The 21,881-nt window shown below is 63.3% G+C and carries 19 protein-coding genes; 12 read left to right on the forward strand and 7 right to left on the reverse strand.

Annotated elements, in window-relative coordinates:
• Nucleotides 1–19: 19 nt before the first annotated feature.
• The 3 genes from IFO71_RS06215 (at nucleotide 20) to IFO71_RS06225 (ending at nucleotide 2,781) form a co-directional block, all read left to right on the forward strand.
• On the forward strand, nucleotides 20–1,171 hold the full coding sequence (locus IFO71_RS06215; RefSeq protein WP_192028675.1) for a pyridoxal phosphate-dependent aminotransferase: 1,152 nt from the start codon (nucleotides 20–22) through the stop codon (nucleotides 1,169–1,171).
• Entirely contained in the window at nucleotides 1,168–1,980 is an 813-nt protein-coding gene (locus IFO71_RS06220) for an amidohydrolase (RefSeq protein ID WP_192028676.1), read from the forward strand. Before IFO71_RS06215 ends, IFO71_RS06220 begins: the two co-directional genes overlap by 4 nt.
• 93 nt (nucleotides 1,981–2,073) lie before the next feature.
• The gene (locus IFO71_RS06225; RefSeq protein ID WP_192028677.1) at nucleotides 2,074–2,781 is read left to right on the forward strand and encodes a CsgG/HfaB family protein; all 708 of its coding nucleotides are present in this window, start codon (nucleotides 2,074–2,076) and stop codon (nucleotides 2,779–2,781) included.
• 65 nt (nucleotides 2,782–2,846) lie between these two features.
• On the opposite strand, the gene rluB is transcribed toward IFO71_RS06225, so the two are convergent.
• The 4 genes from rluB to IFO71_RS06245 form a co-directional block, all read right to left on the reverse strand.
• On the reverse strand, nucleotides 2,847–4,238 hold the full coding sequence (gene rluB / locus IFO71_RS06230) for a 23S rRNA pseudouridine(2605) synthase RluB (RefSeq protein ID WP_192028678.1): 1,392 nt from the start codon (nucleotides 4,236–4,238) through the stop codon (nucleotides 2,847–2,849).
• Entirely contained in the window at nucleotides 4,235–5,155 is a 921-nt protein-coding gene (gene scpB / locus IFO71_RS06235; RefSeq protein ID WP_192028679.1) for an SMC-Scp complex subunit ScpB, read from the reverse strand. The genes rluB and scpB overlap by 4 nt, the downstream gene beginning before the upstream one ends.
• Nucleotides 5,156–6,025, reverse strand: a complete 870-nt coding sequence (locus IFO71_RS06240; RefSeq protein WP_332309331.1) for a segregation and condensation protein A — start codon at nucleotides 6,023–6,025, stop codon at nucleotides 5,156–5,158.
• 150 nt (nucleotides 6,026–6,175) lie between these two features.
• Nucleotides 6,176–6,793, reverse strand: a complete 618-nt coding sequence (locus IFO71_RS06245) for an L-threonylcarbamoyladenylate synthase (protein ID WP_192028680.1) — start codon at nucleotides 6,791–6,793, stop codon at nucleotides 6,176–6,178.
• A 114-nt stretch (nucleotides 6,794–6,907) separates the two neighbouring features.
• Between IFO71_RS06245 and IFO71_RS06250 the strand changes: the two genes are divergently transcribed.
• The 7 genes from IFO71_RS06250 to epmA all read left to right on the forward strand — a co-directional run bounded on the left by IFO71_RS06250 (nucleotide 6,908) and on the right by epmA (nucleotide 15,744).
• On the forward strand, nucleotides 6,908–7,207 hold the full coding sequence (locus tag IFO71_RS06250; RefSeq protein ID WP_192028681.1) for a YciI family protein: 300 nt from the start codon (nucleotides 6,908–6,910) through the stop codon (nucleotides 7,205–7,207).
• Nucleotides 7,208–7,239: 32 nt separating this feature from the next.
• Nucleotides 7,240–7,509, forward strand: coding sequence for a BolA family protein (locus IFO71_RS06255; RefSeq protein WP_192028746.1), 270 nt, complete (start codon nucleotides 7,240–7,242; stop codon nucleotides 7,507–7,509).
• Between the two features lie 20 nt (nucleotides 7,510–7,529).
• Nucleotides 7,530–8,351 carry a peptidyl-prolyl cis-trans isomerase gene (locus IFO71_RS06260; protein WP_192028682.1) on the forward strand — a complete coding sequence of 274 codons (822 nt, stop codon included), beginning with the start codon at nucleotides 7,530–7,532 and terminating at the stop codon, nucleotides 8,349–8,351.
• 51 nt (nucleotides 8,352–8,402) lie between these two features.
• On the forward strand, nucleotides 8,403–11,900 hold the full coding sequence (gene smc / locus IFO71_RS06265) for a chromosome segregation protein SMC (protein ID WP_192028683.1): 3,498 nt from the start codon (nucleotides 8,403–8,405) through the stop codon (nucleotides 11,898–11,900).
• A 98-nt stretch (nucleotides 11,901–11,998) separates the two neighbouring features.
• Entirely contained in the window at nucleotides 11,999–12,703 is a 705-nt protein-coding gene (zipA, locus tag IFO71_RS06270) for a cell division protein ZipA (protein ID WP_192028684.1), read from the forward strand.
• A gap of 3 nt (nucleotides 12,704–12,706) precedes the next feature.
• Nucleotides 12,707–14,761 carry an NAD-dependent DNA ligase LigA gene (gene ligA / locus IFO71_RS06275; protein ID WP_192028685.1) on the forward strand — a complete coding sequence of 685 codons (2,055 nt, stop codon included), beginning with the start codon at nucleotides 12,707–12,709 and terminating at the stop codon, nucleotides 14,759–14,761.
• Nucleotides 14,758–15,744, forward strand: coding sequence for an EF-P lysine aminoacylase EpmA (epmA, locus tag IFO71_RS06280; RefSeq protein ID WP_192028686.1), 987 nt, complete (start codon nucleotides 14,758–14,760; stop codon nucleotides 15,742–15,744). Before ligA ends, epmA begins: the two co-directional genes overlap by 4 nt.
• Nucleotides 15,745–15,893: 149 nt before the next feature.
• Here epmA and IFO71_RS06285 read toward each other — a convergent pair whose 3' ends face one another.
• A complete protein-coding gene (locus tag IFO71_RS06285; protein ID WP_192028687.1) occupies nucleotides 15,894–16,715 on the reverse strand; it encodes a hypothetical protein in 822 nt (273 codons plus the stop codon).
• A gap of 207 nt (nucleotides 16,716–16,922) precedes the next feature.
• Here IFO71_RS06285 and mtnA point away from each other — a divergent pair, with 207 nt between their 5' ends.
• Complete coding sequence (gene mtnA, locus IFO71_RS06290; RefSeq protein WP_192028688.1) at nucleotides 16,923–17,972, forward strand: S-methyl-5-thioribose-1-phosphate isomerase; 1,050 nt, start codon at nucleotides 16,923–16,925, stop codon at nucleotides 17,970–17,972.
• A 17-nt stretch (nucleotides 17,973–17,989) separates the two neighbouring features.
• Nucleotides 17,990–18,394 (forward strand): GtrA family protein, encoded by a 405-nt coding sequence (locus IFO71_RS06295; RefSeq protein WP_192028689.1) that lies wholly within the window; start codon nucleotides 17,990–17,992, stop codon nucleotides 18,392–18,394.
• Nucleotides 18,395–18,645: 251 nt separating this feature from the next.
• Here the strand turns inward: IFO71_RS06295 and pbpC are convergent, their stop codons facing one another.
• Nucleotides 18,646–20,958 (reverse strand): penicillin-binding protein 1C, encoded by a 2,313-nt coding sequence (gene pbpC, locus IFO71_RS06300; RefSeq protein WP_192028690.1) that lies wholly within the window; start codon nucleotides 20,956–20,958, stop codon nucleotides 18,646–18,648.
• Between the two features lie 34 nt (nucleotides 20,959–20,992).
• Nucleotides 20,993–21,793, reverse strand: coding sequence for a 3-hydroxybutyrate dehydrogenase (locus tag IFO71_RS06305; RefSeq protein WP_192028691.1), 801 nt, complete (start codon nucleotides 21,791–21,793; stop codon nucleotides 20,993–20,995).
• Nucleotides 21,794–21,881 lie beyond the last annotated feature (88 nt).

Below are 21,881 nucleotides of genomic sequence, written 5' to 3' on the forward strand. Positions count from 1 at the left end.
ATTTTCAATGAGGTCGAGAATGGAATCAGCCAGCAAACTTCCCAAGGTCGGGGTCACCATCTTCACCGTGATGTCGCAGCTGGCGGCCGAACACGGGGCGATCAATCTCGGTCAGGGCTTTCCCGATTTTTCGGTACCAGGCCCTCTGGTCGATGCGCTGCAGCGCGCCATGCTGGAAGGGCGCAATCAGTACGCTCCTATGGCTGGCATTCCCGAGCTGCGCCAGGCGATCGCAGGCAAGATCGCCGATTGTTACGGCTGCGAGGTCGATCCGGATCGGCAGATCACCGTGACCTCGGGCGGCAGCGAGGCGATCTTTGATGTCGTGCATGCGGTGGTCACCGCGGGCGACGAAGTGGTCATGCTCGATCCCTGTTACGACTGCTACGAGCCGGCTGTGCTGTTGGCCGGTGGCGTACCGGTGCATGTCAGCCTGGATCCGGCAAGCTTCGCGGTCGACTGGGCAGCCGTTGAGTCCGCTATCACGTCGCGCACCCGCTTGCTGTTCATCAATACGCCACACAATCCCTCCGGCGCCATTCTTGAGTCGGAGGATATGCAGCGTCTGCGTGATCTGCTCGCGGCGCATCCGCGGCTACTGATCCTGAGTGACGAGGTCTACGAACACATGGTGTTCGACGCCCGGCAGCATGAGAGTGTGCTGCGCGATCCAGTCCTGGCAGCGCGTAGCTTTGCGGTCTCATCCTTTGGCAAGACCTACCATTGCACCGGCTGGAAACTTGGTTACTGCGTGGCACCGGCCGAGCTGACGGCCGAGTTTCGCAAGGTGCATCAATACAACACCTTCTGCAGCTTCACCCCGGCGCAGTATGCGGTGGCTGAGATGATTCGCCGTCACCCCGAGCATCATCGCGAACTGCCGGCGTTTTATCAGGCCAAGCGTGATCGTTTTCGTGAGCAGCTGCTGGGCACGCGCCTCAAGCCTTTGCCGGTGCCCGGGGGATATTTCCAGCTGGTCGACTACTCTGCGGTCAGCGATCTTGACGACACCGCGTTCTGCCGCTGGTTGACCACTGAACATAAGGTTGCCGCAATTCCGCTGTCGCCATTCTATGCCCAGGCGCCGCAAGGGCAGCGTCTGGCTCGACTGTGCTTTGCCAAGAATTCCGACACCCTGGATACCGCCATCGAGCGATTGAAGCGCCTATGAGTTCGACCGAGAAGTTGCGCGTGCGTCTGGTGCAAGGTGACACTCGTTGGCACGACCCTAGCGGCAACCGCGAGTACTACGCCGGTTTGATCGGCGACGCCCGCGGCTGCGATCTGGTGGTGCTGCCGGAGACCTTCACCTCCGGTTTCAGCAATGAGGCATTGGACAATGCCGAGTCGATGCAGGGAGAAACCGCGCAGTGGATGTGCCGGTTGGCAGCCGACTCGGGGGCGGTGATCTGCGGCAGTATTCAATGCCGGGTTGGCGATGACGTCTTCAACCGAATGCTGTGGGCCCAGCCAAATGGTGAGCTGAAGCACTACGACAAAGTGCACCTTTTTCGCATGGCCAATGAGCACGAGCGTTACGGCGCGGGCAAGGTGAGTCCGATATTCGAGTTGAAGGGCTGGCGGGTGCGTCCCCTGGTTTGTTATGACCTGCGCTTTCCGGCGTTCATCCGCAACCGATTCGATCGCCAGCGACCGGGCGACCTGGACTACGATCTGTTGCTGTTCGTCGCTAACTGGCCGGCGCCACGCAGCACGGCCTGGCGCACCCTGCTGCGGGCGCGTGCAATTGAGAATCTTTGCTACAGCATCGGTGTCAATCGATGCGGCATTGACGGCAATCAGGTCGCCTATCGCGGTGATTCCGCGGCGATTGATTTCCTTGGCGAAGCGCTGTTGGACGTCGGCAATCAGGAGCAGGTAGCCGATGTGCATCTCGACCTTGAGTCCTTGCGTAGCTTCAGACAGCGCTTTCCGGCGCACCAGGACGCCGACGACTTTGAGCTCAGCCCGAAAACGTGAATCGGACGTGCACGTCACCACAAGTCGGAGCACAATGTGCACTGGAGTCAGTCGGACCCGCTGCTGTTCTCAATCATGAAAGAGGGGATGAAGATGAGAAAGTTTGTACTCGGCCTGTCGTTGGTGTTTGGACTGGTACCCGCCTTGGCGGCTGCGGCCGACGGGCCGGTTCTCGGCGTAATCGAATTCAAGAATGAGAGTGGCGCCGGCTGGTGGCGCGGCGGCGTGGGCTGGGAATTGGCCAGCATGCTGTCGAATGAACTGGCCGCGACCAATGCGTTCCGCGTGGTCGAGCGCTCCAAGCTGGAAGCGGTGCTCTCTGAGCAGAATCTGGCTGCTTCCGGGCGGGTATCCGGGGGCACCGGAGCCCAGATCGGCAAGCTGACCGGTGCCCAGTACCTGGTGGCCGGCACGGTGACTGCTTACGAAGAAAACACCAAGGGCACCGGTGGCGGTATCAGCTTTGGTGGCGTGTCGCTCGGCGGCAAATCGTCGGAGGCCTATCTGGCGGTCGACATCCGAGTAATCAACGCCACCACCGGTGAAATCGACTTTGTGCGCACGATTGAAGGGCGCAGCAAGGGCGGCGGCATGAGCATCGGGCTGTCTCGCGGTGGCTTCGGCGGCTCGCTGTCGCAGGAGAAAAAGACCCCGGCTGGCAAGGCGATCCGTGCCGCTCTGGTGGAAATCACCGATTACCTGGAATGCGCCATGGTCAAGCAGAACAGCTGCATGAATGACTATGACGCCAAGGAAGCCAAGCGCCGCGATAGCAGCCGCGGAGCGCTGAAGCTCGACTGAGGCATTGCACTACGGCAACAGAAAAACGGCGCCCTTGGGCGCCGTTTTTCACTGTGGGCCGGGCGTTAACGTCCGCGCGAACCCCCACGACCACGACCACCGGGGCCGCCATGCGACGGGCCACCGCCGCTTCGGTTACCGCTGCCACCGCCACGGTTGCCACCACCGGCGCTGCGCGGACCGCGATCACGCTGTTGACCCGCGACGCCTGCGCCGGGACGCGGCGGTCGGTTGCCGCGGTTGCCGCCCGGCTTGCTTGGGCGTGACGACGGACTGGTGGTTTCTACGCCCTCGGGCACATACCAGGAGCGGAATTCCTGCGGGTTTTCAAACCCTGGAGCGGCGCCACGGCGACCACCGGCGCCACCGCGCGGGCCGCCGCGTCCCGCCGGCTTGCCGGCTGGGGCGGTCAAGCCATCCTGGCGCGGCCGACCGGGTCCCTTGCCTCCGGGGCCGGCGGCGCGGGCCGGACGCTTGCCGCGCTTGGGGCCCTTGCCGGATTCATCGCGTCGGCGATCCATCAGCGAATCGAAGGCACGGAACTCGCGTCCTTCGTCGGCGTAGCCGCCTTGCGTCCAGGCGCGCTGCTCGCGCGGTGCCGGACGGTACTCGTTGGCCTTGGCCCGGCGCTGGCCGATTACCTGCTGCAGAGACAAGGTTGGCGTCACTGGACCCAATCCAACTTCCTGACGCAATGACGCGGCGCGCTCAGGCGAGAGCTCTTCGTAGTGTCCTCGGCGAAGCGCTCTTGGCAGCTCGACAGAGCCGTATGACACGCGCTTCAAGCGGCTGACTTGAAACCCGACCGCCTCCCACATCCGCCGAACTTCGCGATTGCGACCTTCATGCAGGCCCACACGAAACCAGGCGTGGCTGTCGCTGGAGCCAATGCGCTCGATGTCATCGAAACGGGCAGGGCCATCTTCCAGCTCAACGCCGCGTTGCAGGGTGCGCACGGTGTCGTCCGCCACTTCTCCATGGATACGGCACACATAGGTGCGCTGGATCTCGGAGGACGGATGCATCAAGGCATTGGCCAACTCGCCATCGGAGGTCAGGATCAACAAGCCGGTGGTGTTGATGTCCAGACGGCCGACGGCTACCCAACGGGCACCTTTGATGGTCGGCAGATTGTCGAACACCGTGGGGCGGCCTTCTGGATCCTCGCGCGTGGTGAGTTCGCCTTCGGGCTTGTGATAGATGATCACGCGGCTCGGTTCGGCCTGTGCGCTGGCGATGAAGGCGCGACCATCGAGCTCGATGCGATCGCCATTCTTGACCGAACTGCCAAGGGTGGCCACTTCGCCGTTGACCTTGACCTGGCCCTGCGAAATGCGTTCTTCAAGTGAACGGCGCGAACCGAGCCCGGCCTGGGCCAGCACCTTGTGCAGGCGCTCTTCTACCTTGGGGCCGAGATCACGTTTGAGGGAGAGTTTTTGACGCGGAGAATCACTCATACAGTCTTCACTTCGACGTGGGGCTGAGCCGACGTCTCTTCAGTGGCGGGGAACGACGGATCGTTGTCCGTCGACGAAGGGGCCGAGTCCAGAACGGCATCGGCAGACTCAATGGGCGATGGATCGTCCATTGAAAGAGAGGGGGAGGGCGGGGCCGAGTCGTCGTCGTCGGCTGGCGTAGCCTCTGCGACGATGTCGGGATCGGCGTGTTCCTCCTGCGAGGGCGCCGGTTCGAATTCAGTGTCCGTGTGGTCCGCCTCGGCCTGTTCGCTTTCGGCCTCGACGTCCGGCGACTCGAACAAGCCCGGCTCGCTCGACTCGGTTGCCTGATCGGCATCGGCCGCATCGCTCTGTGCCACCGGCTGCAACGGCAGCTCAGGCTCGAAATCGGGCAGTTCCTGCAACTCGGTCAGCGGTGGCAGCTCATCGAGGCTGCGGAGTGAAAAGTAGTCGAGGAAGCTGCGAGTAGTGCCGAACAGGGCGGGACGACCGGGCACATCGCGGTGTCCGACGACACGTATCCACTCGCGCTCTTCCAAGGTCTTGATGATGTGGCTGCTGACTGCCACGCCGCGGATCTGTTCGATCTCGCCGCGTGTGATCGGCTGTCGATAGGCAATCAGGGATAGAGTCTCGAGCAGGGCTCGGGAATATTTCGGCGGTTTTTCGGTCCACAGCCGCGAGACCCAGGGCTGAACCTCATTGCGCACCTGATAGCGAAACCCGCTGGCCACTTCCTTCAACTCAACGCCACGTTGCTGGCTCTCCTCGATCAGCGCGTCGATGGCCGCTTGCAGGAGGTCGCCGTCGACCTCGTCGCTCTCAACGAACAGTTCCGCCAGTTGCTTGCTGGAAAGCGCCTGCGGTGCGGCCAACAAGGCCGCTTCAATCACTTGTTTGATCTGTTGCAGTTCCACTCAGACCTCAGGTTCTTCACTTGCTGATTCTTGACTCACCAGCGTGCGTACATAAATGCGTGCCATTGGTTGTTCTTGCACGATCTCGATCAACCTTTCCTTGGCCAATTCCAGAATCGACAGAAAGGTCACGACGACGCCGAGGCGTCCTTCTTCTACGGTGAACAACGAAGCGAAATCGGTGAACGCATCGGGGCCCAGCCGATCCAGTACTTCGGTCATGCGCTGTCGCACCGACAGCGCCTCACGCCGGATAGCGTGGTGGGTAAACAGCTCGGCCCGCTTGAACACATCGCGTAAGGCCATCAGCATTTCGCGAAGATCAACGCTGGGCGGCTCTTTCACCACCTTGCGGTCACCCGCATCGGCGCTGGCCGGCCAGGTATCGCGCTCCATGCGTGGGATTGTGTCGAGATCCTCAGCGGCCTTCTTGAACTGCTCGTACTCAAGCAGTCGACGCACCAGATCGGCGCGCGGGTCATGCTCTTCGCCGTCTTCGCGCGGTGGCCTGGGCAGCAACATGCGCGATTTGATTTCCGCCAGAATGGCGGCCATGACCAGATAGTCGGCCGCCAACTCGAAGCGAAGCTCGTGCATCACGTCGATGTAGGCGATGTACTGTCGGGTGATCTCCGCCACCGGTATGTCGAGAATGTCGAGATTCTGCCGTCGGATCAGGTAGAGCAGCAGGTCGAGTGGGCCCTCGAAGGCCTCCAGAATGACTTCCAGTGCATCCGGCGGGATGTATAGATCCTGCGGCACATCGAGCATCGGCTCGCCTCGAACCAAGGCGAGCGGCATCTGCTCCTGAAGCGGATGCGCTGAGGCTGGATTGGTCTCGGCTGTCTGTTCAGCCGTGCTTTCGCTCATGCTTGCTCTCAAAACCGATCCGGGCCGGCCGGGCCGACATCCTGGATCGAATGGCTGAAGCCGCGGTGCGGCCCAGATCGCTCTTGCTCAGTGCGGGTGAGCCACCACCATGCCGTGGCTCAGGTGCCGTGCCTGATAAATCCTTTCCGCCTAATCAAGCGAGATCGCCGTCCAGCCCTGACGCGTCACTTCGACACCTTCGCCACTGGCGTCGATGATCGTGGTCGGACCCGGTGCGCAGTCGCCTGCGTCCAGCATGAAATCAACGTGCTTGAGGGCGCGTTCTGCCACTTCCTCTGCATCAAACGTGCTGATCTGTTCGTCCGGTAAGCGCAAGCTGGTTGCGAGTAGCGGAGCCTGTAAAAAATCCAGCAGATCGCGCACCACGTTGTGGTCGACTATGCGACAACCAATCGTCTTGCGCTTGGCCTGCTTGAATCGCTTGGGTAACCCCGACCCGACTGCCAGGATGAACGTCTGCGGCCCTGGCGTATATGCCTTGACGGCTCGAAAAGCGGCGTCTTCCAACCGCGCGAGCTTACCGATCTCACTGATTGAGCGGCAGAGTAAGGTGAAAGGGTGCCGGCTGTCCAGCATTCGAAGACGAGTGGCTCGATCTTCGGCCTGTCGTGCGTCCAGCGCCCAGGCGATCAGGTAGCCAGCGTCGCTAGGAAGGATGCCCAGTTGCCCGGAGCGCAGACGTTCGGCCGCCATGCCCAGCGTGCGCGGCGCGGGGTGATCGGGGTGCACGCGAAGGCGGTCAGCCATTGCACGGCCAAGCGAGGCCAGCTGAGTAGGGGCTCATGGGTCAGATGCGGTGACGGAAAGGTGTCTGGCGTCTATCATGCCGGGTCCAGCTCGTTTCCGGAATGCCCAGTTTTGATGTGGTACCTGATTATCGGTCATGACCGACCCGATTCGTTGGCTGCGCGACAGGCGCAGCGACCGGCGCACTTGCAGCGCTTGACAGCGTTGCAGGAGCAGGGGCGATTGCTGCTGGCCGGCCCGCTGCCGGCAATTGATGCCGAAGATCCGGGGCCGGCGGGTTTCCAGGGCAGCGCGATTGTGGCCGAGTTCGCCTCGGTGGACGAGGCCCGCCAGTGGGCTGAGCAAGACCCGTATCGCCTCGGCGGCGTCTATCAGCGTGTCGAGGTGTTCCCGTTTCGCAAGGTGCTGCCGTGAGCGCCGTCGATTCCGGGCCGCGTCGACTGGCCATGATCGAACAGCGACTGCAGGCAGCCCTGGCGCCGCAGCGACTTGAGGTGCGCGACGATAGCCACCAGCACGTCGGCCATGCCGGCGCACGCGATGGTCGCGGTCATTTCGCCGTCACCGTAGTCAGCGAGCAGTTTCAGGGCCTACTGCCGATTGCGCGTCATCGTGCCGTCTATGCGGCGCTTGAAGACCTGATGCAAACGGATATTCATGCCTTGCAGATCCGCGCACTCACGCCGGCTGAAGCCGACGCCATCAGCCCCCACTGAACTCCCCACGAATGCACGCAATGAAAGTACGACTCGCCAGTCCCCTGATTCTTGCCCTTCTGATCGGCTGTTCGGCCGAGCGACAGACCGCCAGTTCAGCCCAGGCCATTTTGGATGTGCCAGACGGCGCGGTGATCGCCGTGGTCAATGGCACTGCTTTGACCGAACCCTTGCTGGTGACTTTCGCGCGCGGACGCGGCCTGGATCCGGGCATTCCCGAACACCGCAAACAGGCGCTGGATTCCTTGGTGGAGAATCTACTGCTGGCGCAGGATGCGGTACAAAAAGGACTGACCGAACGCAGTGATGTGCAGTCAGAGCTGGCCCTGGTGCGCCTGCAGCAACTTGCCGGTCGGGCCGTGTCAGAACAACGCAGTGCAATCGATGTCAGCGATGAACAGATCTGGCAGCTCTACGATCAGGAGCGCGAGCGCTCCGGCAGCATCGAATGGCGCGCTCAGCATATTCTCTATGCCGATCAGGCTTCGGCCCAACGCATGCTGCAGGAGGCCTTGGCCGAGGGCGCCAATTTCGAGGCGCTGATGAGCTCGGCGCATGACGCTCGCCACGCAAAACAGCTCGATTGGTCGAATGCAGCGCAGCTGCCGGCCGAAATGGTGGAAACGCTGAAACAGCTGAGCCCGGGCCAAGTGGCCCCGGTTCCGGTGCAAACCAGTTTTGGCTTCCACGTTGTCCGTTTGGTCGAATCGCGTCCCTTCGTGCCGCCGCCGCTGGAGTCGGTGAAGACAGGCGCCAAGCAGCAGTTGGTCGAAAAGGCGCTGAAAGAATACGTCGAGTCCCTGCGCACCAAGGCGCAGATCTCCACCCATGCTGGCGGCTAAGTGCTAACTAGCCGGCGGATTCACCTACGTGCCTTCTCAAGCTGAGCCTCCATGCGACTGACCACAATCAAATTGGCCGGATTCAAATCGTTTGTCGATCCGACCACGCTGCACCTGCCGACCAACATGACCGGCGTGGTAGGCCCCAATGGCTGCGGCAAGTCGAACATCATCGACGCGGTGCGCTGGGTGATGGGCGAGAGTTCGGCCTCGCGTCTGCGTGGCGACAGCCTGACCGATGTGATTTTTTCCGGCTCCTCATCGCGCAAGCCGGTGGGGCAGGCTACGGTCGAGCTGATCTTCGACAACAGTGATGGTCAGGTCAGCGGTGAGTTTGCGCGGTTCAACGAAATCTCGGTCAAGCGCACGGTAAGCCGCGATGGTGCCTCGCTGTATGCGCTGAACGGCACGCGCTGTCGCCGCCGCGATATTACTGACCTGTTCCTCGGCACGGGCCTGGGGCCGCGCAGTTACTCAATCATCGAGCAGGGCATGATCAGCCAGATCATCGAGGCCCGCCCTGAAGATCTGCGTGTGTATCTGGAAGAGGCAGCCGGCATTTCCAAGTACAAGGAACGGCGCAAGGAAACCGAGCAGCGCATTCGTCATACCCGCGAGAATCTCGATCGCCTGAACGATGTGCGCGAGGAAGTCGACAAGCAACTCGAGCACTTGAAGCGTCAGGCCCGGCAAGCCGAGCAGTACCAGCAGCTGAAGGCCGATCAGCGCGAGAAGCAGGCGCAGGCCTATGCCCTTGAATGGCGTCAGATCGACGCCCAGCATCGCAGTTTGCAGGATTCGCTGAAGGCCGACGAGCTCGAGCTGGAGAAGAAGCTGGCTGAGCTTCGTCGCGCTGAACATCAGATTGAGCTGTGCCGTCAACAACAGGGCGAAGCACAGTCGGCGCTCAGTCAGGCGCAGGCCGAGAGTTATCGCATCGGCGCGGAGATCGCCCGCCTGGAACAGCAGATCCAACATCAGCGCGAGCTGTTGGAGCGCCTCAAGCGGGCGCGCGAAGAAGCCGCTCAATCGCTGGCCGACCTGCAGGCTCATTTCGAAGAAGACCAGACGCAGATCTTCAGTCTGGAAGAGGAAATTGCTGCCGCTGAGCCGGCTCTGAGCGGCTTCGCCGACACCGAACAGAGCGCCATCGAGTCGCTCCGCGATGCAGAGGCCGCCCTGGCCGACTGGCAGCAGCGCTGGGAACAGGTGGGTTCTGCGCTCAGTGAAAGTTCGCGTTCAGCGGATGTAGGTCGACATCGGATCGAGATGCTGGAAAAGCAGATCGCCGACGCAGCGCGTCGCCAGGAGGCCCTGCAAGCCGAGCGCGGCACCCTGGATGTCGACACGCTGCATCTGGAGCTGGAAACGCTGCAGACCAGCTATGAGCAGCAGCAGGAAGAGCTCGATCGGTTGGCCGAAGCACTGGATCAGCGCAAGCAGGGCTTGACCCAGGTGCAGGAACTGCAGCGCCAGCGGCAGAACGATCTGGCTGAGCTGCGCAAGGAGTCGCAGACCGCACGCGGTCGGCTGGCTTCACTGGAAGCCCTGCAACACGCCGCGCTGGGTCAGGAGTCGGGCAGCGGCCTGGAGTGGATCGAATCGCAGGGGCTGAAGTCCCTGGCCCGTCTGGGCGAATGCCTGGAAGTCGAGCCGGGCTGGGAAACCGCTGTGGAAACCGTGCTCGGAGCCCTGCTCGAAGCGCCCGTGCTGGAAGCGCCGGCAGAACATGTGGCTGCGCTCGGTGAGTTGAAGGACGGCCGCGTGTCGCTGGTGGCTTCGGCCAATTCGGGCTTTGCGGCGCGAGCCGAGAGTCTGGCAGCCATGGTTAAAGGGCCGGATGCGATCAGGCGTCTACTGGACGAGATCGATGCGCTGGACGGTGCCGATCTGGCCCAACGGTGCGCTGTCGAAACAACGCGTGCCGGCATCAGCCAGGATGGTTGCTGGGTAGGCAGTGGCTGGCTCCAGCTCAGTCGCAGCGCCGATCCGCGCCATGGCGCTTTGGCCCGTGAGCGCGACATCAACGCCTTGCGTGCCGAAATTGATGGCCTGCATGAGCGCGAAGAGGGTCTTAACGAAGAGCTGCTCAACATCAAGAGCCGGCTGCTGGAAGCTGAGCACCAGCGCGAGGACGCCCAGCGCGCCCTGTACCTGGCCCACCGCTCCACTTCGGAGTTGTCGGGACAGATCGAAGGACTGCGCGGCAAGCTGGAGTCGGCGCGGGCGCGCAGCGAGCGAATTGATGCCGAGTTGAAAAGCCTGAGCGAGACCTTCAGCCAGGCTGAAGGCTCGTTGCGCGAAACCCGCGGTGGCCAGGAAACCCATCTGGGCAGGATGACCGAGCTCGGTGAGCAGCGCGCCCTGCTGGAGGCCGAGCGCTCGCAGCTGCACGAGCAGCGCGAAAAGGCCAAGATGGGGGTTAGCACGGCGCGCGATTCGGTGCACAAGCTGGCACTGTCGGTGGAGTCGCAACGCGCCCGCCTCACCGGATTGCGCCAGTCGGTGGAACGCCTTGCTGTGCAGCGCGGCCAGATCGAAGGGCGGCTGAGTCAGCTCGATGCACAGCTGGCCGAGGGCGACGCCCCGATCAAGCAGCTCGAGGCGGCACGTCAGGCCACGCTGGAGCAGCGTGTTGAAGCGGACAAGGCCCTCAGCGCCGCGCGCTCGTCGCTCGATGGCGTCGAGAATGAATTGCGCAACGAAGAGCAAGCCCGTCAGCGCGCCGATCAGGCCGTCGGCCAGCTGCGTGAGCGGCTGGAGAAGGCGCGTCTTGCCGAGCAAGCCTCTGCTCTAAAGGCCGAAGGCATCCAGCAGCACATCGTTGAGTTGGAAATGGAACTTGAAGCGGTGCTGACTTCGTTGCCGGAAGGTGCCAGCATCGAGCGCTGGCGTTCCAGTCTGGCCGACCTTGAAGCTCGCATCCGTCGCCTGGAGCCGGTCAATCTGGCGGCGATCCAGGAATACGGCGAGCAATCGCAGCGCAAGGAGTATCTCGACTCGCAATTCGCCGATCTGAGCGCTGCGCTGGAGGCGCTGGAAGACGCTATCCGCAAGATCGACAAGGAAACCCGCGGCCGTTTCAAGGAAACCTTCGACCGGGTCAATGCCGGTGTGCAGGAACTGTATCCGCGCCTGTTTGGCGGCGGTCATGCCTATCTTGAACTGACCGGCGAGGACCTGCTCGACACCGGCGTGTCGATCATGGCGCGACCGCCGGGCAAGCGGGTCAGCAATATTTCCCTGTTGTCCGGCGGTGAGAAAGCGTTGACCGCGGTGTCCCTGGTGTTCGCGATCTTCCGCCTGAATCCAGCGCCATTCTGTCTGCTTGATGAGGTCGATGCGCCCTTGGACGAAGCCAATGTGGGTCGCTTCTGTCAAATGGTGGGCGAGATGAGCGAAAAGGTGCAGTTCCTGTTCGTCACCCACAACAAGGCCACCATGGAAGCCGCGCAGCAGCTGGCCGGCGTTACCATGCGCGAGCCGGGCGTCAGCCGTCTGGTGTCGGTCGATCTGGCCGAAGCGGCGCGTTTGGCCGGGGCGGCTTGATCCACCTTGCTGGGCGCGTGTAGCGTGGCGAAGGGCAGGAACCTTGCAGCGCTGCCAGCGCGCTGAGAAACGAGCACGAAGAACCGAACGGAATCGAGATGAATTGGGATCCCACCGTTGCCTTGATTGTTGCCGCCATTGGGTTGACCGCGATCGGGCTGGTCTACCTGCTAAGCCAGCCGCGCAAGCAGAACAGCGGCAAACGTACCCGCGAAGCGCCGCGGCGCGAGCCCAGCCTGGATGGTGAATCGGACAGCGAGATCGACCGCGCGATCGACGAGTTGGATCAAACGCTGTCTGGTCGCGGCCCTGAGACAGCGCGCTCGGGCGATAGCGATGTCGGCAGTCGGCCGCAGCCAGACTTCGAGAAGATTGTCAGCTTGTTTGTGCAAGCGCCTGATGGACAAGCCATTCGAGGCCCTGACCTCGTGGTTGCAGCGGAGAAGGCCGGCTTGGTGTTCGGCGCCATGAACATCTTTCATCGCCTGGTTGATGGCCGTCCCGAGCAGGGGCCGATCTTCAGTGTCGCCAATATGGTCAAGCCGGGCAGCTTCGATCTTGCCAAACTCGAGCAGCTGGAGACGCCCGGTCTCAGCTTTTTCATGACCTTGCCCGGTCCGCTGCCTGGCCTCGATGCCTGGGAGGCGATGCAGCCGGCGGCACAGCGCATGGCCGAACTGCTGGGTGCACAGGTGCTCGATGACAAGCGCAACACCCTTGGGCGTCAACGCATTGCGCACCTGCGCGATGAGCTTCGTGCCTACGATCGCCGTCACGAAGCCCAAGGTCTGAAAGGCTGGTAACCGATGGACAACACCAGTGTGGCCGCGCAGGTCGAGCAGCTTCGGGCCCAGCTCGAAGAAGCCAACTACCGCTATTACGTGCTCGATGACCCCAGCATCACCGATGCCGACTACGATCGGCTGCTGCGCCAGCTCGAGGCGCTGGAGACTGCGCATCCTGAGCTGCAATCGGCTGATTCACCCAGTCGTCGCGTCGGCGCGCCGGTTTCCGGCCGCTTTCCCGAGGTCGCGCACGCCGTGCCGATGCTGTCGCTGAACAATGCGTTCAGTGACGAGGAAGTGGAAGAATTTGTTCAGCGCATTCAGAGCGAACTGAACCAGCAGGATCTGCGCTTCTCGGTCGAGCCAAAGATCGACGGTCTGGCCATCAATCTGCGCTATGAGCGCGGCCGCTTTGTGCAGGGCACCACGCGCGGCGATGGTGCGACCGGTGAAGACGTCACCGGCAACCTGCGCACGATCAGCGCCATCCCATTGCGCCTGCGTGGCGAGGCGCCGGAGCTGCTCGAGGTGCGCGGCGAGGTCTATATGCCCTTGGCCGGTTTTGCTGAGTTCAATGCGCGCGCATTGGCCGCCGGCGAGCGCACCCTGGCCAACCCGCGCAACGGTGCTGCGGGTTCACTGCGGCAGCAGGATCCGGCCGTCACGGCCAGGCGACCGCTGGCGTTCTTTGCGTATGGTCTTGGCGATAGCAAGGGCCTGACCGGCCCGGGTAGCCACTCGGCCACGCTGCAGCTATTGCGCGAGTTTGGCTTCCCGATCAGCCCCGAAGCAGGCACGGCGGTGGGGCTGGCCGGTTTGCTGGCCTATTACCAGGCCATCGGCGCTCGCCGAGGCCAACTGCCCTACGATATCGACGGCGTGGTGTACAAGCTCGACGATTTTGCGCAGCAGCGTGCGATGGGATTCGTCTCGCGCGCACCGCGTTGGGCGTTGGCGCATAAGTTTCCAGCGCAGGAGCAAACCACCCGTTTGGAAGCGATCGATCTGCAGGTCGGACGCACCGGCGCGGTCACGCCCGTAGCGCGTCTTCAGCCGGTATCGGTCGGCGGCGTCACCGTTACCAATGCCACCTTGCATAACGCCGACCAGATCGCTCGGCTCGACGTACGAGTGGGCGATCTGGTGGTGGTGCGGCGCGCCGGCGATGTGATTCCGGAGATCGTCCGCGCCGTGATCGAACAGCGCGATCCGAACCAGGTCTACGTTGAGTTCAAGATGCCCAGCGTCTGCCCGGTGTGCGGTTCCGACTTGCATCGCGAGGGCGACGAAACCGTGTTGCGCTGCAGCGGTGGCCTGTTCTGTGCCGCTCAACGCAAACAGGCCCTGATCCATTTTGCTTCGCGCCGGGCAATGGATATTGAGGGTCTGGGCGAAAAGATGGTCGATGCCCTGGTCGATGCCAACCTGGTCAGCACGGTAGCGGACCTGTACCGACTCGATCTTGATCAGCTGCTCAGCCTGAAGTACGGCGAGGATGACGACGGTGGCAAGCGCGCCACTCGCTGGGCCGAAAATCTGCTGGCCGGCATCGATCGCAGCCGCAACACCCAGTTGGAGCGGCTGCTGTTCGCGCTGGGCATTCGCGATGTCGGTGAGACCACGGGCAAGATTCTGGCGCGGCATTTCGGTTCGCTGGCAGGCCTGATGGCGGCCAGTGAAGCGGAACTTCTGGAGGTGCCCGACGTCGGTCCGGTGGTGGCGGCGCGCATTCGCCATTTCTTCGAGCAGCCGCACAACCGCGAAGTTATCCAGGCCTTGCGAGATGCCGGTCTGAGTTGGCCCGAGGGCGCTCCTCGCCAGACCAGCGACGGCCCGCTGGCGGGCAAGATAGTGGTTCTGACCGGTGCCCTTGGCGCGCTGACCCGCGATCAAGCCAGTGAACGGCTCGAGCGACTCGGTGCCAAGATGGCCGGTAGCGTCAGCAAGAAGACCAGCTTTGTGGTTGCCGGTGAAGCTGCCGGCTCCAAGCTGGAGAAGGCCCGCAGCCTGGGGGTTGAGGTCTGGGACGAGGCGCAGTTGATCGCCCTGCTAGGCGAACACGGCCTCGCCCCGTGAGCGCAGAGACGCCGCTGTGGCGGCCCAGCGCATCGCTGGAATCCCTGCGTCTGCGCGCCCGCCTGAACAAACTGATCCGCGATTTCTTCGAGGAACGCGGCGTGTTGGAGGTGGAAACCCCGATCCTCTCCGCCCACGCCACCGTCGACCGCCATATCGAGAGCTTTAGCACCCAGTTCCACGGTCCCGCCTATGCCGGCCCCAGGCAGCGCTGGCTGCGCACCTCGCCCGAATTCGCCATGAAGCGCCTGCTCGCCGCTGGCTACGGCGATTGCTACGAACTCGGCCGAGTATTCCGCAACGGCGAAGCCGGCGCCCGCCATAACCCCGAGTTCACCCTGCTGGAGTGGTACCGCGTCGGCATCGACCTCTCCGCCCTGATGAGCGAAGTCGCCGACCTCATCCAGGCCGCGCTGGCCATGGTGGGCCAGACCTGCAGCGTTCGCCGTATCACCTATGCTGACCTGTTCCAGCAAGGCCTCGACCTCGACCCTCACCGCGCCTCCATCGACCAGCTGATCAGCGCCGCCGGCGACCTGCAGATCGGCCCCCAGGGCCTGACCCGCGACGACTGGCTCGACCTGCTGATCACCCACCGCCTGCAGCCGCAGTTCCAGCCTGACGAACTGCTGCTCCTTTACGACTACCCGGCCAGTCAGGCTGCCCTGGCGAAACTTCATGTGGTGGACGGCGTGCAGGTGGCTGAACGCTTCGAGGCCTACCTCGGCCCGATCGAGCTTGCCAACGGCTACCACGAGCTGCTGGATGCCGACGAACAGGAACGCCGCTTCAAGGCCGAACAGCAGGCGCGCGCAGAAGCGGGCAGTGTGGTGCCGCCCTTCGATAAGCACCTGGTGGAATCGCTGCGGGCGGGGATGCCGGCGTGCTCGGGCGTGGCCTTGGGGATGGATCGATTGGTGGGGAGGCTGATTGGGCGATCGAAGATCGCTGAATCGATCGCCTTTCCATCCAGAGGGGCGTGATCGAGAGGGCCTCACTCGAAGTCCGGGCTCACGACCGGGCGTTCGACCTGCTGCAGTCGTCGGGCATTCGCTCGCTTTGCTTATGAAATCGCAGCCCGGGTGTTAGCAACGTCCTGGCTGACAGCGAAGGACACGCCATCCTCCAGCCATCACTTCAGGCCAGGAATAATCGCTGTCAGTGCGCCCCTGAAGGGCTTCAGCGCCAAGCCGAGTGCCTCGGCGCTCCACTTGTAGAGCCGCGTTTGATCGATGCCGGAAAGTCCGCGTAACAGGTCACTGAGATCGCGTGCGCCGGTGCCGGGCAGGGTGCACAAGGCCTGGGCACGCTTACCGACGGCATAGGTGCTGGCTACCGCGGCTGATATATCGGTCGCCACGGCGGCCAGCGGCAGTACCCGCGCCAGTACCGGGCGATACAGCACACCGCCCAGCTGCTGAACGAGTTGATTCACTGTGAGCTTGGATAGGTGCGCTGCGCCGACGCGGGCGGCGGTCGCCAGCAGAACCACGCCGCGCTCTTCGGGCTCGGTCAGGTCGACCTCATAAAGGGCAATGATGTCGCGCACCAGCTCGGTCTGTATCTTGTTCAGCGCCATCGACTCGGCCGCCGATCCCAGGATCACCGGCGCCAGTCGTCCGAGGAAAGGCACTCGGTGCGTGATGGTGCTGATCGCCGCGGCCGTGCCGGCCTTCAGGCAGGCGGTCTGGACCAGACTGTTGAACTTGCGTTCGCGCTGATCGACAGTGAGTATTCGCTGTTCCGCCTCTTGCGACTTCTTCCTGGCGGCCTTGCTGGCCGGGGATTTGTCGGCGGTCCTTGTGCTGCCGCTCTTGGCTGGGCGCTTCTTGGATGCGGACTTGGCCGGCGACTTGGCGCTCGACTTGCGCCCGGCGCGTTGCGCCGGCGCCTGATCGGCTGGCTCCGCCGCTGTCCCGCGATTGGCCTTGCTGGTTGTCTTGCGGGTTGCCATGTCGGCCAGCATACCTTGCGGCGATGGCCAATCAAGCCCCAATCCTTGGCCTGGCGTGATGCTGCTAACAGCGCATCGACGAATTCGTTGCCACAGCGCGTCGGGCAGGTCGACTTCGAAGCGGCTAGAATGCGCCCCCTTGGACCGTCTCTGGTCGACCTCAGCATCCCGCACAGCCGCCCTGCAGGCGCGCCCCGGAGTCTAAAGATGGATTACGCACGTTATGATCGCGTTCGCGCCGTGGAATGGACCGGCAAGGCGCTCAAGCTGCTCGATCAGCGCAAGTTGCCGTTTGACGTCGAGTACATCACCTGCGAATCCGCTGAAGAGGTGGCGGAGGCCATCTTTCAGCTGGTCGTGCGTGGCGCGCCGGCGATCGGGATTGCGGCGGCCTGGGGGCTGGTTCTGGCCGGCAAAGTCATCGGCGAGAAAAGCAAGCAGGAAGCGGTGCCCCTGTTGCAGTTGGCGGCGGTCAAGCTCAATGCCGCGCGTCCGACGGCGGTCAATCTGGCCTGGGCGCTGGCCCGCATGCAGGCCGCCCTGGCCCTGGCCGGCGAGGATTGGCTGCAACGTTTGCAGGATTGCGCCAAGGACATCGAAGCCGACGATCTGGCTGCCAATCGCCATATGGGTCAGCTGGGCGCGCAGCTGATCGCCCCGGGCAGCGGTGTGCTGACCCACTGCAATACCGGTTCATTGGCCACCGCCGGCTTTGGCACCGCGCTGGGTGTGATCAGGGCCGGCGTTGCCGAGCAGCGAGTCAATCGCGTGTTCGCCGGTGAAACGCGGCCCTGGTTGCAGGGTGCGCGGTTGACCGTATGGGAACTGCAGCAGGACGGTATCGATGCCACCTTGATCGCCGATGCTGCCGCCTCGCACCTGATGGCAGGAGGTCAGGTGCAATGGGTGATCGTCGGCGCCGACCGTATCACCGCCAACGGTGATGTGGCCAACAAGATCGGCACCTATCAGTTGGCTATCGCCGCGCGCCATCATGGTGTTAAGTTCATGGTGGTCGCGCCCTCATCGACCGTCGACATGGCGACCGCCAGCGGCAGCGAGATCGAAATCGAACAGCGCGACCCCGGTGAGCTGCTGGGCTATGGAGGCAGACGCACGGTGGCCGAGGGCATCCGCGCCTGGAATCCGGTATTCGATGTCACACCGGCGAGTCTTATCGATGCGATCGTCACTGAAAAGGGCGTGATCGAACAGCCGAATGCCGACAAGATGCGCAAGGCCTTCGGCGAGGCCTAGCCCGGATACCACCCGTCATGCGCAGGCAGTTCCTCTGGTTTGCCGTTTCCGGGGCATTGGCCTTTCTGCTTGATGCCGGCATCGTGCAGGGCCTGGTGTCGCTGTTGGCAGTCGATCCGTATTCGGCCCGACTGGTCTCGGTTGCCTGTGCCATGGTGTTCACTTGGCTATTCAATCGAAGCATCACGTTTGCTGGCATTCGCCCCGAAGGGCAGGGCCTGATCACCGAGTTCCTGCGCTATGTTGGCACCCAGACCGGTGGCCTGATTGTCAACTACACCACCTATTCCATCGTGCTGTGGTTGCTGCCCTGGACCAAGACTTGGCCGGTGGTGGCGGTGGCCGCAGGTTCCATTGCCGGATTATCGGTCAACTTTCTGGCCGCCAAACGCCTGGTATTCGAGCGTGGGCGGCGCGCCTAGCAGGCTGCTGAAACACGCATTTCAGCAGCCTGCTAGTGACATGTCGAATAAATAACATTCATAAATGACGTATGCTTTTCCGGGCTTGGTTGCGGGAAACGCTGATGGGCCGATTGCGCGCGGATGGTGAGATTGAGCTCTTCGTAACCCGATACAACGCTGACGCAACCCCTTTCCAGTGGATCGCCACCGCCGACTCAATCTTGCTAAAAGATCGCGCGCCTTGCGAAACGTATTTCTGCGACATGACACTAGTTCGTGTTCAGACTGACCTCAAAGTCGACCTGCGCATGGCGGTTCTCGCTGTCGATCGCGACCAGGAGCGCAGGACCGCTGTCCGTCAGTCCGATCTGCAAGGCCTGTCCGGGATCGGACTCTCCCGCCCACTGACCGTTCAGTAGCCAGCGCACGCGGCCGCTGGCACCCAGGGCGTGTACGGCCAGCTCCAGTGTCGCTGTGCCACGCGCCGCTTCCACCAGGTCGCCCTCACGCAGTCCGATGATTTGCAGGTTGCCACCGGCGTCAGGTTGCGCACAGTCGTCCGCCAAGGCGGGTGCAATGTTGGCCTCTCGATCGGCCCTTGACAGCCAAGGCAGGGCCAGCAATGGCCAGCTCGCATAACTGATGGTTTCGACATCGTGCACGGCCGTGCAGGAAGCGTTGATTCGCCGTCGACTGTGAGCGTCTATCTGAATGCGCACGACCTGGGGTGGTTGGCTTTCGCCGGCCGGGGCCAGGGTGGGCGGCACTTGCCGATTCAATGACCAGCCCTGCAGGCGCATCCGGCAATGCTCGGCTTCGGTGTCCTGCCGCAAGCGCCCCAGGGGCCAGCAGAACTCCGCCGCGGCAACCGTTGCCGGTCGCGGCCGAGCTGGCCGTCGCAGCTCGGCGGGCAGGCCTTCAAAGATCTGTCGCAGCAGGGGAAGGGCAGAAATGGCGCCGTAGTGACCTGGCATAGGCGTGCCATCGGGACGGCCTACCCACACCCCCAGGGCCACACCTGAGCTGCTGCCTACCGCCCAGGCATCGCGAAAGCCGTAGCTGGTGCCGGTCTTGACCGCGAAGTCGGGCAGGTGGGCGCGATTGAAATAGCTGCGTGCCTCTTCCATATCAGGCGTTGAGGCCAAGGCGTCCGCGACGATCCAACTGGCGCCATCGCTGATCAAGGGGTTGGGCAGGCTGGCAGGTGAATCGAGCCGATAGCGCAATGCACGCGTGTGACCGTCGCTACCCAGGCTGCCATAGGCCATCACCAGGTCGGCCAGCGACACCTCGGTCGCACCAAGAATCATTGCCAGGTGAGGCGCGCTGCCGCGCGGCATTCGCAGCCGCAAACCCGCGCCCTGCAATTGAGCGGCGAATCGGGCCGGCCCCAGTGCCTGCAGCAAGGCGACCGCCGGCACATTCAAGGATTGCTGCAGGGCAGCGCTGGCGTCGACCGGCCCGCGAAAGCGCTGATCGAAATTGAGCGGCCGGTAGCCGTCGAAATCCTGTGGCGCATCGATCAGTAGAGAGCGCGAATGAATCACGCCTTGGTCCAGCGCCATGCCGTAGAGGAAGGGCTTCAACGTAGAACCCGGTGAACGTTTGGCTTGCACCATGTCGATGAAGCCAGCTCGCTCGCGATCGGCAAAGGCCGCGGTTCCGACGTAGGCCAACACCTCCTGCCGTTCCAGCGACACCAGCAAGGCCGCGGCTGATGAAGCCGGCGGCAGGCGACGGCTCCAGGCAGCGACTTGCGCCTCCAGGCGGCGCTGTAGCTCGCCGTCGATGGTCGACTGAATCACCGGCTCAAGCGGCGCTTGGCCACGTAGCCGCTGCGCCAGCAGCGGGGCCAAGGAGGGTGGATCAAGTTGCCGCGCGACCACCGGCTCCTGGCGCGCGGCAGCGGCACGTTCAGCCGTCCAGACGCCCAAGGTCTGCATGCGCTCGATCACCTTGTCGCGCGCTTGGCGGGCGCGCTCAGGCCAGCGATCGGGCCGCAGTCGACTGGGGGCCTGCGGCAATACTGTGAGCAGGGCTGCCTCCGCGTCACTCAGCCGGCTGGCGGGCTTGCCAAGATAGGCGAAGCTGGCCGCCTGCACGCCTTCGATCGTGCCGCCGAATGGGGCTCGATCGAGGTAAAGCTTGAGAATCTGCTGCTTGCTGAGCCGACGCTCCAGCTGCAGCGCTCTCAGCATCTGGCGCACCTTGCCGAGAATCGTGCGGTCATGCGGTTCGAGTATGCGGGCGACCTGCATGCTAAGAGTCGAGCCTCCTGACACCGGCCTGCCATGGCGAATCCACAACCCGACCGCACGCAGCAGAGCCAGCGGGTCGATCCCCAGGTGTTGATGGAAGCGTTGATCCTCGTAGTGGATCAAGGTGTCGAGATAGACCGGCGCGACCTGCTGTAGGTCTACCGGATAGCGCCACACTCCGTCATGATCGGGAAAGGCGCGCAGGGGTTCACCATGGCGATCAAGCACCACAGCGGCTTGCCCCGCATCGGGTGCCGGAATCGACGGCGGAAACAGCCCATCGAGCAGGGCCAGCAGAAGCAGGGAAACGGCCAGGGCGAGCAAGGCGCGTCGCCCCCATTGAGGTGCTCGAGCTTGGCTATTGCGAGGTCCAGCCACCGTCCACCGGTAGGGCGGCGCCCGTCATGTTGTGTGCTTCACGACGGCACAGAAACAGGCATAGCGCCGCAATATCGGCAGTGGATGACATGCGCTGACTGGGCTGCTTCTCGCGTACCAGATCGCGCACGCCTTCCTCACGCGAACCTCCGTGTTGTGCCGCGCGCGCCTGGATCTGCGGCTCGATCAACGGCGTCTCCACCCAGCCCGGGCAGACGCAGTTGACCGTCACACCGCCGCTCTCGCGGCTGCCAGCCGCGGCATATTCCAGTGCCGCCACTTTCGACATGCCGACCAAGCCGAACTTGCTCGCCACGTACGGGGCCTTCTGCACGGAGGCGACCAAGCCGTGCACCGAGGCGATATTCACTACCCGCCCAAAGCCGCGCTCGGCCATGTTCGGCAAGGCAAGCCGCATGGTGTGGAAGGCCGCGCTCAGATTGATCGCGATGATCGAATCCCAGCGCTCGGCGGGCATGTCGGCAAACGCCGCGGTAAATTGCACGCCAGCGCTGTTGATCAGGATGTCGATGCCGGCATGCTCAGTCATCATCGATTCGATGGCTGAAACGTCACGCAGATCGGCGGCGCAGAAGGCCACCGTTGGCGCGCCCGCTTGGCTGACCTGGGCCTTGGCCTGTTCGATCTGTTCGGCGCTGCCCAGACCATTGATCACCACCGAAGCTCCCGCCGCGGCCAGCGCCTCGGCAACGGCCAACCCGATGCCCGAGGTCGACCCGGTCACCAGAGCCGAGCGGCCCGCTAGAAACTGATCACTCATCAATAAACTCCCTTAGCCCAGTAGTGTGACAGCCAAGTCGAAAGCACGGGCCAAGGCCCGTTGCCGGCGCTGTACGGGCACAAGCCTA

The sequence above is a fragment of the Pseudomarimonas arenosa genome, from assembly GCF_014841215.1.
Classification (GTDB): domain Bacteria; phylum Pseudomonadota; class Gammaproteobacteria; order Xanthomonadales; family Xanthomonadaceae; genus Pseudomarimonas; species Pseudomarimonas arenosa.

What these genes read in the sequence shown, in the direction of transcription:
- IFO71_RS06215 (WP_192028675.1), top strand. Translation starts at nt 20, where the DNA reads ATGGAATCAGCCAGCAAACTTCCCAAGGTCGGGGTCACCATCTTCACC.
- IFO71_RS06220 (WP_192028676.1), top strand. Translation starts at nt 1,168, where the DNA reads ATGAGTTCGACCGAGAAGTTGCGCGTGCGTCTGGTGCAAGGTGACACT.
- IFO71_RS06225 (WP_192028677.1), top strand. Translation starts at nt 2,074, where the DNA reads ATGAGAAAGTTTGTACTCGGCCTGTCGTTGGTGTTTGGACTGGTACCC.
- rluB (WP_192028678.1), bottom strand. Translation starts at nt 4,238, where the DNA reads ATGAGTGATTCTCCGCGTCAAAAACTCTCCCTCAAACGTGATCTCGGC.
- IFO71_RS06240 (WP_332309331.1), bottom strand. Translation starts at nt 6,025, where the DNA reads ATGAGCGAAAGCACGGCTGAACAGACAGCCGAGACCAATCCAGCCTCA.
- IFO71_RS06245 (WP_192028680.1), bottom strand. Translation starts at nt 6,793, where the DNA reads ATGGCTGACCGCCTTCGCGTGCACCCCGATCACCCCGCGCCGCGCACG.
- IFO71_RS06250 (WP_192028681.1), top strand. Translation starts at nt 6,908, where the DNA reads ATGTGGTACCTGATTATCGGTCATGACCGACCCGATTCGTTGGCTGCG.
- IFO71_RS06255 (WP_192028746.1), top strand. Translation starts at nt 7,240, where the DNA reads ATGATCGAACAGCGACTGCAGGCAGCCCTGGCGCCGCAGCGACTTGAG.
- IFO71_RS06260 (WP_192028682.1), top strand. Translation starts at nt 7,530, where the DNA reads ATGAAAGTACGACTCGCCAGTCCCCTGATTCTTGCCCTTCTGATCGGC.
- smc (WP_192028683.1), top strand. Translation starts at nt 8,403, where the DNA reads ATGCGACTGACCACAATCAAATTGGCCGGATTCAAATCGTTTGTCGAT.
- zipA (WP_192028684.1), top strand. Translation starts at nt 11,999, where the DNA reads ATGAATTGGGATCCCACCGTTGCCTTGATTGTTGCCGCCATTGGGTTG.
- ligA (WP_192028685.1), top strand. Translation starts at nt 12,707, where the DNA reads ATGGACAACACCAGTGTGGCCGCGCAGGTCGAGCAGCTTCGGGCCCAG.
- IFO71_RS06285 (WP_192028687.1), bottom strand. Translation starts at nt 16,715, where the DNA reads ATGGCAACCCGCAAGACAACCAGCAAGGCCAATCGCGGGACAGCGGCG.
- mtnA (WP_192028688.1), top strand. Translation starts at nt 16,923, where the DNA reads ATGGATTACGCACGTTATGATCGCGTTCGCGCCGTGGAATGGACCGGC.
- IFO71_RS06295 (WP_192028689.1), top strand. Translation starts at nt 17,990, where the DNA reads ATGCGCAGGCAGTTCCTCTGGTTTGCCGTTTCCGGGGCATTGGCCTTT.
- IFO71_RS06305 (WP_192028691.1), bottom strand. Translation starts at nt 21,793, where the DNA reads ATGAGTGATCAGTTTCTAGCGGGCCGCTCGGCTCTGGTGACCGGGTCG.